Below are 13,694 nucleotides of genomic sequence, written 5' to 3' on the forward strand. Positions count from 1 at the left end.
ATCGACGGCGAACTGACGCCTCCGTTCCTCCGTCTCCTTCGCCAGGATGGTCTTCTCTTTCTTTCCCCCTGGAACTCTCGGAGCAGGGCTGCAAGCTCCCTTGGCTGGACGCGGCCGCCTACGCTCAGCTCGACGAGCCCTGAAGGCCCTCCAGCCGGGGCCGCTCCTCCACCCCCAGGAATCCGTAGAGCGCCGTCATCACCGCGTGCGGCTGATCCCACATGAGGAAATGCCTCGCGTGCTCCACCCGCACGAGCCTCGCGCCCGGAATCTCCCACGCGAGCCGCTCGCCCCACTTCACCGGCTGGAAGGTGTCCTCCACGCCCCAGATGATTCGCGTGGGCACGCCCATGTGCGGCAGCCTCGGCACCAGCTCCTGCGTCTGGTTGGTGTCCAGCGCCGCCGCGTCGCGCACCAGGGATGTCTTTCCCACCTCCGTCGCGTACGGCGCCAGCAGCCCGTCCAACACTCCGTCCGGCGGAGCCGTGGCGAAGCCCGTCCGCTTCAGCGCCAGCCTCAACATCCGTTGCAGCGCCCGCGCCGACAGCCGCTTCACCACCGCCGGGTGTCCCAGCTGCACCATCATCTCGATGGGCCACGAGTCGAAGCAGATGCTGTTCATCAGGCACAGCCGGGACACGCGCCGCGGGAAGCGGATGGCCAGGTGTTGCGCGATGCCTCCGCCGATGTCGTGCCCCACCACCACCGCGTCCCGCACGCCCAGCCGGTCCATCCACGCATCCAGCGCCTCGGCCTGCCGCGCGATGGAGCGGTCGAAGCCCTCGCGCCGGTCCGAGTACCCGTACCCCAGCAGGTCCGGAATCAGCACCCGGTGCGTCAGCGACAGCGCCGGCAGCAGCCCGCTCCACAGGAAGCCCCACGTGGGAATGCCATGCAGCAGCACCAGCGGCTCGCCCCGCCCCGCGTCCACGTAGCTGATGAAGCGGTGGCCCAGCTCCACCACCCGCTGCTCCGCCTGGTACTCGCGCCAGTTCATCGCAGCTCCTCCCCCACCACGAAGTCCGGCACCAGCCGCGCCTCCCCCGGGAAGGGCAACCGCCGCTCGAGGTCGCTCACGTCGCCCACCAGCGTCGCCATCCCGAGCACCAGCACCGGCAGCCGCCACTCGCTCTGCACCGTCACCCGCTGGATGAGCTCCGCGTCCTCGCGCAGCACCTCCAGCCGCTCCTTCGACAGCGCCACCTCGTAGGGCAGTTGCCTCGCCAGCCGCCGCGACGTCTCCAACAGCGCGTCACAGGCTCGCGCCCACTCCTCCGTCCTCATCCGCGGCTTCAGCCGCTCCCACGCCGCTTCCAGGTATCCGGGCCACAGCGCCAGGCCCCGGAACTCTCCCGGCAACGCGGGCGGCCCCACCGTCTCCTCGATGTCCTCGAAGAGTCCGCGCAGCCGCGCATCGTCCGGCCGCTCCTCCACCGTCTCCATGGCCATCATCCGCGCCGGAGCCCCCCGCGCCACCCGCTCCGCGCTCCCCAGCGGCTGGAGCGTCCCCACGCGCTCGTCCTGCAGGGCCAGCTTCACCGCCGAGGTGAACACCAGCATCTTCGGGTTGAGGTAGTGGTACAGCTCCAGCGCCCCTCGCACGTGGTAGCGCTGGCTCTCGCCCAGCATCGCCGCCTCCCACGCGCCCAGACGGCCCAGACGCTCGGCGGCCTCCACCGCCCGCGCCCTCACCTCGTCCGCCGCCGACTCGAACGCCCGCGTCTCCGTGTTCGGCCCCATCGCCTCCCACATCGCCACCAGGAAGCGCTCGAAGCCCGCCCACGTGCGCACCGTCACATCCAGCCCCGTCACCCGCAGCGTCTGTCTCATCTCGTGGAGGACCCGCTCCACCTCGCCTTGCGCCTCGTGCTCGCTCACCTGCCCGGGACTCGCCATGGACGCGCCTCCTCCGGTCGGAAGATGGACGGTGCTTCCAGAGCCGGCAGCCGAGCACGTCCGCATGGTTGCCCCACGAAGGGGCGGACGATGGGTAGGGGCCCGGCTCCTGGAAACCCGGATGACCTGTCCCGAGGGGTAAGGCTACCCTATTTCAAAAGTAGGACATAGACTCCGGACATGAGCGGAAGCCAACAGCGCAAGGCGAGCTACGCGGACCTGGAGGCGCTCCCGGCGCACGTCGTCGGAGAGCTCATTCATGGAGAACTGTATGTCAGTCCCCGGCCCGCGCCTCTGTATGCAATGGCCAAAGCAGAGCTGGTGGGTGAGCTGTTCGGACCCTTCCATAGAGGGCGGAACGGGCCTGGAGGTTGGCGACTGTTCTTCGAGCCCGAGCTGCACCTGGGAGAGGACGTTCTGGTGCCAGACATCGCGGGCTGGCGGCATGAACGGATGCCCCAGATTCCAGACACGGCGGCCGTCACGCTCGCTCCAGATTGGGTATGCGAGGTGCTCTCTCCCTCCACGTGGGTGCTGGACCGCAAGGCGAAGCTGCCGGTGTACGCGCGCGAGGGCGTGCGGCATGTGTGGTGGGTGGACCCGGACACACGCACGCTGGAGGTGTTCCGGCTAGCGGGAACCCACTACCTCCCGATGACGCCCCACTCGGGCCCCGCCCGCGTTCGCGCCGAGCCCTTCGAGGCACTCGAATGGGAGCTATCCGTCCTTTGGAGGAAGTGAGACGACGCGGAGATGACATTCCTTCCACCCCCCCTTTGACATCACGCGACCCCATGGGTTCTCCTTGTCCATGCGCGGCGGCCTCCAATCCTCCGCGCACACAACCCTCCGTGCCGGAGCATCGGTGCGAGGGTGGGGGGATACAGAGATGCGGCCACAAGAAGGGCTCTTTCACGCGCCTGGCGCGTTCAGTGCCATTGCCGTTCTCCGGCTCAGCCGCAACGAGGCCCTCCCGCAGCTGCGGGAGACGGTCCGCGCGCTCTACACCGAGCTGAGCGCCGCCGGGGGTCTGCACACGGTGCTCGGCCTCCAACCCTCGCTGCTCCCCGGCGCTCCCGCCGCCTCCGCGCTCCTGCCCCGCGAGGGCCCCACCGCGCGCTTCCCCTCCACCCAGTCCCACGTGCTCGTCCAGGTGAGCGCCAACGGCCGCGAGCTGCTGCTGTGGGCCCTGCGCCGCGTGCTCGCCCTCTCCCAGGCGGTGCTGTACCTGGAAGAAGAGGTGCTCGGCGGCCGCATCGGCGAGGGCCGTGACGCCTTCGGTTTCCGCGACGGTCTGCTGCGCCCCACCCGCGAGCAGGTGCGCCGCGCTGCCCTCGTGCCCTCGGGGCCCCTGGCCGGCGCTTCCTGGCTGCTCTACCTGCGCTTCCTGCAGGACCTGGAGCGCTTCGGCCGCCTCAAGCCCCAGGCCCGGGAGCGCGTGGTGGGCCGCACCCCCGACGGAGAGCTCGTCCCGGACGCTCCCGCCGAGGCCCACCTCCACCGCGCGCGCGCCTCCGGCGCCGGGGAGAATCAGCTCCTCATCCGCCGCGGCTTCCCCTTCCGCCACACGGGCGAGGAGGGCCTCGCCTTCGTCTCCGCCTCGGCGGATCCGCAGTACTACGAGCGCTCGCTGGACGCGCTGCTCGGCGTGGGCGGCCAGACTCCGGACGCCCTGCTCCGCTACGCCCGGGCCGTGAGCGGCGGCCTCTACCTGGCGCCCCCCACCAACTGGTTCGACGCCTCCTCCTCCCAGCGGGAGACGCCCCCATGAAGGTGCTCGTCCTGGACGGGGATGACCGGGTGTCCCGCGGACTGGAGCGCACCCTGCGGGTGCTCGGCCATGACGTGCTCCGGCCCACCTCCGCCGCCCAGGCCCGCGCCACCCTCGAGGCGGAGCCGGCCGTGGACATCATCCTCGCCGCGCAGCACCTGGACGCGGGCGAGACGGGCACCGGCTTCCTGCGCTGGGCCGCGGCCCAGGTCCCCCAGGCGCGCCGCGTCCTCATCTCCGGCACGCACTGCCCTCCCGACTTCATCGAGCAGCCCGGCCTCCAATGGTTCCTGCCCAAGCCCTTCGGCCGCCGCGAGCTGGAGGCCCTGCTGTCCACCCCTCAACCGACACGCTCATGACCCTCCCCCCCGACGACGACCCCCCGAATCAAACAGACAACAGTCCGGCTCCCTGGGCCGGCGGAGGCAATGCTGTCATGAGCTACAACGACATCCGTGGGCCCCGTGTGGTGGGATTGAACGTGGCTTCGTCGCTCAGCGAGTACTTGATGCGCATCCAGGAGCTCGGCGCCGTGGAAGGACCCGACGGCGCGTTGGAGATCAGCCCCGAGGTGATGCCCATCCTCGAGGCCATCCACCAGGTGCTGGCCGGCGGCACGGTGGAGGTGAAGGTGGTGCACCGGGGCAACCCGGACATCTTCCATGAGCTCAAGCGCCGCGTGGAACAGGTGGGCCGGGAAGCCAACGCCATCAACAAGGCGGCGGGCTTCTATCTGACCGCGACCTTATGAGCCCTCTGCCCCGCTGGCGCCGACTCGTCCACGACTCCTTCAAGCGCTGGGTGCGCTCGCAGGACCCCCAGGAGGTGCTGGCCGCCTCGTCGCTGCAGGCGTGGTTGAGCTCCGCCCTGGTCATCCCAGCGGTGCTGGCGCTCGCGGTGTGGGCTCCCGGGGCCCAGAGCTTCTTCGACCTGCCCTTCGCCAAGGCGCTGGCGTGCCTGGCACCGAGTCTGGTGCTGGGCATCGTCTTCGCGCTGCTGCACCGGGGCCGCCAGCGCCTGGAGTGGTGGGGCTGGCTGTACCTGGTGGCGGGGACGGGCGCCCTGCAGTTCTACCTGGCCGCGCTGATGGCCCTGGCGAAGATGCCGGGGGCCATGGTGTTCGGCGCGGTGCTGCTCTTCACCACCGGCTACCACGGCCGGCTCCACCGCGTGGCGCCCTCGCAGCCCTTCCTCGCGCTGGGCTCGGCGGTGGCGCTGGGGCTGGCGGCGCTGCTGTCGCGCACCGAGCAGCACGTGGCCCTCTTCGCCGTCATGGGGCCGCTGGCCGTGCTCCTCGAGCTGTACACGGGCACCTTCGCCCTGCAGCACGACCTGGCCCGCGCCGAGGCCGAGCAGCTGCGCGCCGCCGTGCAGGCGCAGATGCTGGAGCAGCAGGAGCGCGACGTGGGCCGACTGTCCCAGGCCCTGGTGCAGATTCTCGGGTACAACCACGACATCAACAACACGTTGATGAGCGTGAGCGCCGCGGCGGACATGCTCTCGGTCATGGGCGTGCAGCGCAACGCCCTGCCGCGCGCCGAGTTCGAGGAGCTGGTGCGCGAGGTCAACGAGGGCCTGGCGCGCATCCGGGAGATGGTCATCGAGATCCGCCAGAAGGGGCGGCGCTCGGTGAGCCACGAGCCGGAGAACGTGCACCTGGTGCCGGTGCTGGAGTCGGTGCGCTCGAGCCTCGGCTGGCGCTTCCCGGACGTGGACATCCACGTGAAGGTGGAGGACCAGGCCACGCACGCGCTGCTGCGCGGGGGCGCCACCACGCTGCGCCGGGTGGTGGAGAACCTGGTGCTCAACGCGTGCGAGGGCAATGGCCAGCAGGGCGCCGCGAAGGTGGACATCCTCGCGCGCTCCGAGCCGTACAGCGGCCGGCTGGAGCTGCTCATCGCCGATGATGGGCCGGGCTTCCCCGCGGAGAGGCTGAAGGCGCCCATCGAGGGGCTGTCCACCACCAAGCCGAACGGCACGGGGCTGGGCCTGTACACCTCCGAGTGTCTCATCCGCGCGAGTGGCGGCATCCTGGAGCGCCACAACCGGCCCACCGGAGGAGCGCAGCTGCGCATCCTGCTCCCGCGGGAATTGGGATGAGCGCGGGCGCCATCTTCCAGGAGGCCCTGCGCGCGCTGCGCCGGCACGGGCTCCCGGAAGAGGCCGAGCGGCAGGTGCTGGCGGCGATGGAGGCGGGCCGGCCCGGGCCCCTGGCGCTGCTGTACGCGGCGGGGGCCGAGGTGGGGCTCGGGCGCGAGGTGCTGCTGCGGCGCGCGGCGGGGCTCTTCTTCTGCTCCTGCGCGGCGAACCTCGCGGATGACCTGGCGGATGGCGAGTGCGCGTACCTGGAGGCGCCCCAGCGGGTGGGGCCCGGAGCGCAGTTCGTCCTGCAGTCGCTGTGCTTCGCCACGCTGGCCCGGGCGGAGCTCTCCGCGCCCGTGCTGGCCGAGGCCGCCGGGGACATGGTGACGGCCGCGGGCCTGCAGGTGCTCGAGGTGCGCACGGCGGCGTGGACGGCGTCGCGCTTCAAACAGGTGGCCGAGGGCATCTCCGGACAACAGTGGGCGCTCTACCTGCGGGTGCTGTGGGAGGGCACGGCGCGGGCCGGGCGGGCGGTGGAGGTGGGGAGGAGCCTGGGCGTGGCGGCGCACGTGGCCGAGGACGTCCGCTCGGGGGACTGGCGCTTCCACGGCATGCCCGAGGAGGACCGGCACGAGGTGGTGGCGTGGGCCAGGCAAGCGATGGACACCGTGCGCCGCGAGGGCCTCGCGAGCCTGGACGCGGCCCTGCGCACGGTGGAGGGCCTTCTTCCGTCTTGAGCCCATTTCCCCTCGCCCCGAGGGCGAGGGAGGAGTGACGGAGTAGGGCTCATTCTCTCCAGGGCTCACTGTCTCGGATGCACAGCGGACGGGCGAGCGTCTGTCTCCCGCCATCCCCATCTTCCTCCTTCAGAGCACCGGAGGAGCACATGGAGGCAGTCGAGCAACTCGAGTCCGAGCACGCCGAGCCAATGGCCTCGGGACTGGCCGTCACCCAGGGCGTCTTCTACCTCGCCACCGGCCTGTGGCCCATCGTCCACCTGCGCAGCTTCGAGGCCGTCACCGGCCCCAAGCTCGAGGGCTGGTGGGTGAAGACCGTGGGCGCGCTCATCGCCGTCGTCGGCGGCACCCTGCTGGCCGCCGGCCTGCGCCGCCGCGTCCACCCCGAGCTCATGTCCCTCGCCGCCGGCAGCGCCGCCTCGCTCGCGGCCGTGGACCTCCTCTACTCGCCCCAGCGCATCTCGCCCGTGTACCTGCTGGACGCCGTCGCCGAGGGCCTCCTCGTCACCGGCTGGGGCGTGGCCGCCGCGCGCCTCTGGAAGCACCGCCCCCTCCCCGTCCCTCCCCAGCAGTACACCTCTCCAGAGGACGCGGCCGGCTTCCCCACCTAGCCCTCGCGCTGCCCGCGCGCGAGCGGCCCCTGGAACACGTGGATCGTCGAGGCGCCCGGCGGCTCGGGCACCTCCTGCGCGGCGATGAACTTCATCGGCGGCACCCGGGGCAACCGCACCGTGAAGGTGCTCCCCTCCCCCGGCTGGCTCTCCACCCGGATGCGCCCCCCATGCGCCGTGATGATGCCGTGCACCACCGCCAGCCCCATCCCCGTCCCCTCTCCCGCCGCCCTCGTCGTGAAGAAGGGCTGGAAGAGGTTGGCCACCACCTCCGGCGCCATCCCCACCCCGGTGTCCCTCACCGTCAACACCACGTCGTCCTCGCCGTCCGGCCTCGTGGACACGAACACCGTGCCCCGCCCCTTCATCGCCTGCGCCGCGTTGATGAGCAGGTTCACCACCACCTGCGAAATCTGCCGCGGGTGCCCCAGCATCGGCAGCAGCTCGCCCAACTCAATCACCACGTCGCACTCCGGCAGCACCCGGCTCCGGGTGATGCGCAGCGCCGCCCGCACCTCCTCGTTCAGGTCGTACTCGACGAGCGCCTCGGGGTCTCCCCGCGCGAAGCGCCTCAGGTCCGCCACGATGGAGCACACCCGCTTGATGCCATCCAACGTCTGCGGCAACACCTCCGTCACGTACTCGCGCAACGGCCCGGGCAGCTCCTTCTGGTCCTTCATCTCCTGATGGAGCGTGTGGATGTTGCTCTTCACGTAACTCATCGGGTTGTTGATTTCGTGCGCGATGCCCGCCGCCAGCATGCCCAGGCTGCTCAGCCGCTCCTGCTCCCGGGCCCGCCGGTGCACCAGGTCCAGCTCCGCCAGCGCCCGGGCCAGCTCCTGGTTGCGCTGCTCCAAATCCTTCATGGTGAGCTGGTTGAGGTGGATGCGCGCCTCCGAGATGCCCGCGAGCACCACCGACAGCACGAAGAAGGTGAGCGGCAGGGCCGGCGGACACCCCTCGAACAGCGCGAAGCCCACCACCGCCGAGAGCAACACCAGCAACCGCACCCGCGCCTGCGTGTCGATGAACCCCCCCACCCACAGGCTGTTGAGCGGCAGGTGGATCCACACCGGAAGCACCCACCCGGTGAAGTGGCCGTAGATGGGCATGGAGACGAGCAGGTTGAACGTCATCCGCAGGGCCTCGGCCGTCCGCGTCCGCTCGGGCGGAAACCGCCGCGCGATGACGAAGTTGATGCAGGCCACCCCCAGGAACATGGCGGTGATGATGCCGATGCGCTCCCACTGGCCCCAGATGGACACCACCGCCATCACGTGGGCGGCCACCACCAGTCCGAGCACGAACCAGTCCAACCGCGCACGTATCCGGCCCGCCGCCGTCCCGGGCTCCTGGCCCTTCTCGGGTGAACGCATACCTCCTCCAAGCGGTCCCCCCACACTGTAGCAGACATGCCAGCCCGGCCGCCCCGTCCGCCCTCCGACACGGGAGCCCTACTCGCCCCCGGGTGGGTTGTCGCCTCCCCCCTCCATGCCGAGCTTGCCCCGCCGACAGGTTCCAGGAGGACACGCACATGGCGTCTGGGAAGCAGGCAGGAGCGCGGGACACACGGCGAAAACGTCAGGAGGCGCGCAAGGTGGGCTACGTGGTGGTGGGGCTCGGACACTTCGCCCAGGACGCCATCCTCCCCGCCTTCCAACACGCGAAGAAGAACTCGCGGCTGGTGGCGCTCGTCTCCGGCGACCCCAGGAAGCAGCGCGTGCTGGGCAAGCGCCACGGCGTCCCCGTCTACGGCTATGAGCAGTTCGAGGAGTGCCTCGCCCTGCCCGAGGTGGATGCCGTCTACATCGCCCTGCCCAACTCCCTTCACGCCGAGTACGCGGTGCGCGCGGCCCGGACCGGAGCCCATGTGCTGTGCGAGAAGCCCCTGGCGCTCGACGAGCGGCAGTGCCTGGACATGATTCGCGCCGCCGAGGACAGCGACGTGAAGCTGATGACGGCCTACCGGCTGCACTTCGAGTCCACCCACCTCGCGGCCATGGAGGCGGTGCGCAAGGGGAGGATTGGCGAGCCGCGCCTCTTCAGCTCGTCCTTCAGCTTCCAGATTCAAGCGCCCAACATCCGCCTGGAGGCGGACAAGGGCGGCGGGGTGCTCTGGGACATCGGCGTCTACTGCGTCAACGCCGCGCGCTACCTCTTCCGCGCCGAGCCCGAGGAGGTGTTCGCCTTCCGGGCCCGGGGCAGGGACGAGCGTTTCGCCGAGACGGAGGAGGCCATGTCCGCGGTGCTGCGCTTCCCGGACGACCGGCTGGCCTCCTTCAACGTGAGCTTCGGCACCGCCTCCACGGGCACCTACCAGCTCGTGGGCACGAAGGGCAGCCTGCGCCTGGAGAACGCCTACGACTACCAGGGGAAGATGACCCTGGAGCTGGAGACGAAGGGCAAGAAGAAGCGCACCCTGCCCGTGCGCGATCAGATCGGCCCGGAAATCTCCTACTTCAGCGACTGCATCCTGAACGGCCGCGAAGTCGAGCCGAGCGGCTGGGAGGGACTGGCCGACGTGCGCATCATCCGCGCGCTCTACCAGTCCGCGGAGACGGGACGCGCGGTGCGGCTGGAGCCCTTCGAGAAGCGCCAGCGGCCCACCGGGGAGCAGGAGCAGCGTCAGCCGCCCACCCATCCGCCCGAGCCCGTCAACGCCTCTCCGCCCATGGGCGGGTGAGGGAAGTTGGTTCCGCGAGAAGCGGAACAACTTTCGTGGAATCCGCACTTCCGCTGGAGCGCGGCGTGGTGCATCTTCCCCGCCCCCCGCCGCTTCCACGCGGGGTCATCCAGGAGCCCTGTTGCATGTGTCGCGCGCTCACCCTGGTGGGTCTGCTGCTCTCTTCCCTCCCCGTGGCGGCCCAGGGAGGCCCCACGCCCACCGTGGAGGCCGAGGTGCTCGCCCGGCGCCTGGGTGAGACGACGTGGGGCATGGAGGAGCTGCTCGCCGGCAAGGTGGAGCAGGTGACCATCACCCTGCGGGTGGAGGAGCTGGACGGGGACGGCAACGTGAAGCACACCCAGGAGCGGGTGGATCGCGTCACGGTGAAGGACGGCCAGCACCACCGGGAAGTCCTCCAGGCGCGCAAGGACGGCGAGGACGCCACCGAGGCCCTGCGCAAGGACCTGGAGGAGCGCCAGCGCAAGGGCGAGGTGCGCACGGCGTTCAACTCGGTGAACCTGCCCTTCGCCGCCTCGTACCTGGCGCAGCACCGCTTCTCGCTGGCGGGCCCGGACCCCCGCGAGCCCCACACGCTGCGGCTGCGCTTCGAGCCCCGCGCCGATGACACCCGGGCCCCCTCCGTCCACAAGGGCGAGGCGGTGGTGGACCCCAGCTCGGGCCAGCTCCTGCGGCTCGTCTACAGTCCCACGGAGCTGCCGGACATGGCGGACCGGGTGGACGTGCGCATGGACTTCCGCGCCCAGCCCGGCGTGGGCCAGGTGCTCGACACCCTCCACGTGGACGCCGAGGGCGGCTTCCTCTTCTACAAGAAGCACCTGCGCATCACCGCGCGCTACTCCAACCTCGTGCTCGCCAAGGCCCAGGCCTCCCGCTAGCCCCGAGGCTGGAAGGCGATGGCCTCCCGGCTCGCTCGCCGTACTCACGAGCCAGGTCCACATGACCTTTGACATCGGGTTGGGCTTGCTGACTTCACAGGTCACGGGTAGACTGTGTCCATGAGTCATGGCTCGCTCGACAGTCCCTGGACGCAGCTTGAAGAAGCACCCGCGACTCCCCATGCTCCGGGCATGAGCGGGTCGAGACGCAAGGCCACCTACGAAGACCTGGAGAGCGTTCCCCCCCACCGCGTGGGGGAGATCGTCGATGGCGAGTTGTACGTGAGCCCTCGCCCGGCTTCGCCTCATTTCCGGGCCGCCTCTCGGCTCGGAATGCTTCTGGGAGGACCCTTCGACCTCGGAGAGAGAGGACCTGGAGGCTGGCTCATCGCGTACGAGCCCGAGCTGCACCTGGGCGAGGACGCCCTGGTCCCAGACCTGGCGGGCTGGCGCCGGGAACGAATGCCCCAGATGCCGCACACCGCGGCCATCACCCTGGCCCCCGACTGGGTGTGCGAGGTGCTCTCGCCCTCCACGGCGGTGCTGGACCGGGAGAAGAAGATGAAGGCCTATGCCCGCGAAAGCGTGAGCCACCTGTGGTTGGTAGATCCACTCCAACAGGCGCTGGAAGTCTACCGGCTGGAGCGGCGGCGCTGGAGCCGGCAGGGCCACTGGAGCGGCGAGGCCACCGTGCACGCCGAGCCCTTCGCGGTGCTGCCGTTGAAGCTCGCCACGCTCTGGGAGCGATGACCCGGGGGCGTGCGCCCCTCACGCCTGTGGCGCGGTCCAGATCTCCGTCAGCTTCCGGGCCACCACGGAACCACCGAATCGCTCCGCGGCGGCCCTGGCGAGCAGGGACCTGTCATTCAGGTGGAAGGCCCGCTCCACGGCCTCGGCGAGGCTTCGCGCGGACAGGTCTCCGGCGATCTCCCCCAGCCCGCCCTCGAGCATGAAGGGGAAGGGATAGACGGGGAAGGTGACCACGGGCGTGCCGCACAGGAGCGCCTCCACGGCGGCGTAGCCCCACTCCTCGTAGAGGCTGGGGAAGAGGAAGACATCCGCCGAGCGCATATGGGCCTGGACCTGCGCCGCCGGGAGCGGCCCGGTGAAGCGCACGTCGATGCCCTCCGGCAGGGTGCGCGCCAGCGCCTGGAGCCGCTCCGGGTTCTTCCCAATCACCTCCAACTGGAGCCGCCAGCCGCGCGGCACGAGGTAGCGCAGGGACTCCAGGGCGAGGAGGAGGTTCTTCCTCGGGTGGGAGAGGTCTCCACTGCAGATGAGCAGCCTCTTGAGGTCCTCCGCGCGCCCCTCGTGTGCCGGGGACAGGTTCGGGCGCTCCACCTGGACGGGCGGAGGGCAGAGCATGGCCTGGATGCCCTGGGAGCGGAGCTGGGCGGAGAGCGAAGGCGTCGGAGCCACGACGCAGTCCGAGGCGCGGTACCCCTCCACATCGCCGAGGTAGTGGGAGAACGACTTGAGGGTCATCACCATCCGCCGCAGCAGGTTGCCGCCCCGCGTATGCCGCCAGGTCTCCACGGCGCGAAGCACGGGCTCGTGGGGGTAGAACCACGCGGCCGAGACAAGTCGGCGCGCGAAAGGGCGGATGGCCGGAGCCAGACCCGGGCGGTTGAGGTGGACCACGTCGAAGCGCTGCCCGGTGCATGCGAGTGCCGAGGCCAACCCGCGCTCCAGCCGGCGCCGCTCGAGGCGGGGCCAGAAGCGCGCCGCCAGACGGGCCACCCGGCCGGGAGGAGCGATGTCGAGCTCCAGGATGCGAACCCCGGCCAGTCCGAGGCACGAGCGGAGACGGGAGGCTGCGGACGTCGTGGCCGCCAGTGTCACCTCGTGCCCGGCCGCCACGGCGCTGGCCGCGACCTGCTCCGAGTACGTGTCGATGCCGTTGAACCCGCCTTCATGCACCCCGACGAGCAATCGCAACCGGGAGACGCATTCGGACTGGCCAGGAGCATCCACATCGGCCTCCTCTGAGGATCGCGGAGCGCGACGAGGAGGGATGTAGTGCTCCCTGTTCCTACTGCCTCCTGCCCGCCAGGACGGAGTGAGCGTGAAGGTTTCCAGGCAGACAGCAGTGTCGCGCATGGACTCCACGGACGTCTGCTATTGCATGCATGAGAAAGCGTTTCCCACCGCGTGAGAGCACACGGAGGCGTCTCTCATGCGGCTCGAGCGGGCTGTAACTCACGGTTGGATGGATTGCGGCTCACGCGGTTTCCGCGAGCGCGCCGAGACCGGCGCGTAGCACTTGCCTTGGTATTCGGCATCATCCTCATAACAGGGCGGGCGTTTCTCAAGGGTCTTCCAACAGCCGCCGTTGATCTCCACCTCCCCCTTTTTCGGCAGGCACGGCGCCTTCGCCTGATCGCTGAAGGGCTTCGATGGGAGGGGATAGGTGATGCCAGCCGGGCTATCCTCACCCGTGTCCACCAGCGTGGGCGCGCGGCCCCCCTCCACCACCTGCACGGCAACCCCACCGGCCTCGTGCTGCTCGCTCCGCTGGTTGTCGAAGTAGGCCTGCACGTGCACCGCGATCATCAGCAGCACCAGGGCCACGACGAGCAGTTCGATGCTGTAATCCGCCCCCTTCTCCAGCACCCGGCGAGCACCCGAGGTCCACCGCTTCAGCCGCCCCTCTGGCGGATGCGTCAGGTGTCTGCGAGCTTCGTCGCTCCACTCCACCCGCTCCATCAGGCGGGTGAGCATCTCGAAGAGCCCCGCCAGTCCCGCCAGCCCGCCCGTGGCCGGCGCCTGTTCCACCTCCAGTGCCACGTAGGGCGGCCGGTCCCGGGTCGTGACGCGCACCGACCAGTCCTCCTCGGACTCACCACACTCGCCCGGGCCCGGCACCAGCACCAGCGCTGGCTTGTCCGTATGCACGTTGTGCGCCTCGTAGAGCCGGCCCAGGTCCTCCTCCGAGCCCTTGCTCCCGTGCCGCCTGCCGAGCCGATAAGGGCCCAGCCTCCCATCCTTGCCGCGCTCCGCGTCCGTCATGCGAGAGTCTCCTCCCGCCCGCTTCTA

Annotated in this window: 15 protein-coding genes; 10 read left to right on the forward strand and 5 right to left on the reverse strand. The window is 70.3% G+C overall.

Going from position 1 to position 13,694, the window contains the following annotated elements:
- Positions 1 to 124 precede the first annotated feature (124 nt).
- Together AC16DP_RS23975 and AC16DP_RS23980 are read right to left on the reverse strand one after the other, a co-directional pair.
- Positions 125 to 997 (reverse strand): alpha/beta fold hydrolase, encoded by an 873-nt coding sequence (locus tag AC16DP_RS23975; protein ID WP_329734692.1) that lies wholly within the window; start codon positions 995 to 997, stop codon positions 125 to 127.
- Entirely contained in the window at positions 994 to 1,896 is a 903-nt protein-coding gene (locus AC16DP_RS23980; protein WP_329734693.1) for a halocarboxylic acid dehydrogenase DehI family protein, read from the reverse strand. Before AC16DP_RS23980 ends, AC16DP_RS23975 begins: the two co-directional genes overlap by 4 nt.
- A gap of 180 nt (positions 1,897 to 2,076) precedes the next feature.
- Between AC16DP_RS23980 and AC16DP_RS23985 the strand changes: the two genes are divergently transcribed.
- The 7 genes from AC16DP_RS23985 (at position 2,077) to AC16DP_RS24015 (ending at position 7,097) form a co-directional block, all read left to right on the forward strand.
- On the forward strand, positions 2,077 to 2,637 hold the full coding sequence (locus AC16DP_RS23985; RefSeq protein ID WP_329734694.1) for a Uma2 family endonuclease: 561 nt from the start codon (positions 2,077 to 2,079) through the stop codon (positions 2,635 to 2,637).
- 148 nt (positions 2,638 to 2,785) lie between these two features.
- Entirely contained in the window at positions 2,786 to 3,667 is an 882-nt protein-coding gene (locus AC16DP_RS23990) for a Dyp-type peroxidase (protein WP_329734695.1), read from the forward strand.
- A complete protein-coding gene (locus AC16DP_RS23995) occupies positions 3,664 to 4,026 on the forward strand; it encodes a response regulator (RefSeq protein ID WP_329734696.1) in 363 nt (120 codons plus the stop codon). The genes AC16DP_RS23990 and AC16DP_RS23995 overlap by 4 nt, the downstream gene beginning before the upstream one ends.
- A gap of 77 nt (positions 4,027 to 4,103) precedes the next feature.
- Positions 4,104 to 4,418 carry a hypothetical protein gene (locus AC16DP_RS24000; RefSeq protein ID WP_329734697.1) on the forward strand — a complete coding sequence of 105 codons (315 nt, stop codon included), beginning with the start codon at positions 4,104 to 4,106 and terminating at the stop codon, positions 4,416 to 4,418.
- A complete protein-coding gene (locus AC16DP_RS24005; RefSeq protein ID WP_329734698.1) occupies positions 4,415 to 5,767 on the forward strand; it encodes a sensor histidine kinase in 1,353 nt (450 codons plus the stop codon). The genes AC16DP_RS24000 and AC16DP_RS24005 overlap by 4 nt, the downstream gene beginning before the upstream one ends.
- Positions 5,764 to 6,486 (forward strand): hypothetical protein, encoded by a 723-nt coding sequence (locus tag AC16DP_RS24010; RefSeq protein WP_329734699.1) that lies wholly within the window; start codon positions 5,764 to 5,766, stop codon positions 6,484 to 6,486. Before AC16DP_RS24005 ends, AC16DP_RS24010 begins: the two co-directional genes overlap by 4 nt.
- 149 nt (positions 6,487 to 6,635) lie before the next feature.
- The gene (locus AC16DP_RS24015; protein WP_329734700.1) at positions 6,636 to 7,097 is read left to right on the forward strand and encodes a hypothetical protein; all 462 of its coding nucleotides are present in this window, start codon (positions 6,636 to 6,638) and stop codon (positions 7,095 to 7,097) included.
- Here AC16DP_RS24015 and AC16DP_RS24020 read toward each other — a convergent pair.
- Positions 7,094 to 8,473: a sensor histidine kinase gene (locus AC16DP_RS24020; RefSeq protein WP_329734701.1), complete on the reverse strand. Its 1,380-nt coding sequence runs from the start codon at positions 8,471 to 8,473 to the stop codon at positions 7,094 to 7,096. The two genes, AC16DP_RS24015 and AC16DP_RS24020, sit on opposite strands and share 4 nt — an antisense overlap.
- A 158-nt stretch (positions 8,474 to 8,631) precedes the next feature.
- Between AC16DP_RS24020 and AC16DP_RS24025 the strand changes: the two genes are divergently transcribed.
- The 3 genes from AC16DP_RS24025 (at position 8,632) to AC16DP_RS24035 (ending at position 11,408) form a co-directional block, all read left to right on the forward strand.
- On the forward strand, positions 8,632 to 9,780 hold the full coding sequence (locus tag AC16DP_RS24025) for a Gfo/Idh/MocA family protein (protein WP_329734702.1): 1,149 nt from the start codon (positions 8,632 to 8,634) through the stop codon (positions 9,778 to 9,780).
- A gap of 125 nt (positions 9,781 to 9,905) precedes the next feature.
- Positions 9,906 to 10,658, forward strand: coding sequence for a hypothetical protein (locus AC16DP_RS24030; RefSeq protein WP_329734703.1), 753 nt, complete (start codon positions 9,906 to 9,908; stop codon positions 10,656 to 10,658).
- 192 nt (positions 10,659 to 10,850) lie between these two features.
- Positions 10,851 to 11,408 carry a Uma2 family endonuclease gene (locus AC16DP_RS24035; RefSeq protein ID WP_329734704.1) on the forward strand — a complete coding sequence of 186 codons (558 nt, stop codon included), beginning with the start codon at positions 10,851 to 10,853 and terminating at the stop codon, positions 11,406 to 11,408.
- Between the two features lie 18 nt (positions 11,409 to 11,426).
- Here AC16DP_RS24035 and AC16DP_RS24040 read toward each other — a convergent pair whose 3' ends face one another.
- A complete protein-coding gene (locus AC16DP_RS24040) occupies positions 11,427 to 12,632 on the reverse strand; it encodes a glycosyltransferase family 4 protein (protein WP_329734705.1) in 1,206 nt (401 codons plus the stop codon).
- Between the two features lie 225 nt (positions 12,633 to 12,857).
- Positions 12,858 to 13,667, reverse strand: coding sequence for a hypothetical protein (locus tag AC16DP_RS24045; RefSeq protein WP_329734706.1), 810 nt, complete (start codon positions 13,665 to 13,667; stop codon positions 12,858 to 12,860).
- Positions 13,668 to 13,694 lie beyond the last annotated feature (27 nt).

It is taken from the genome of Archangium sp. (assembly GCF_057119385.1).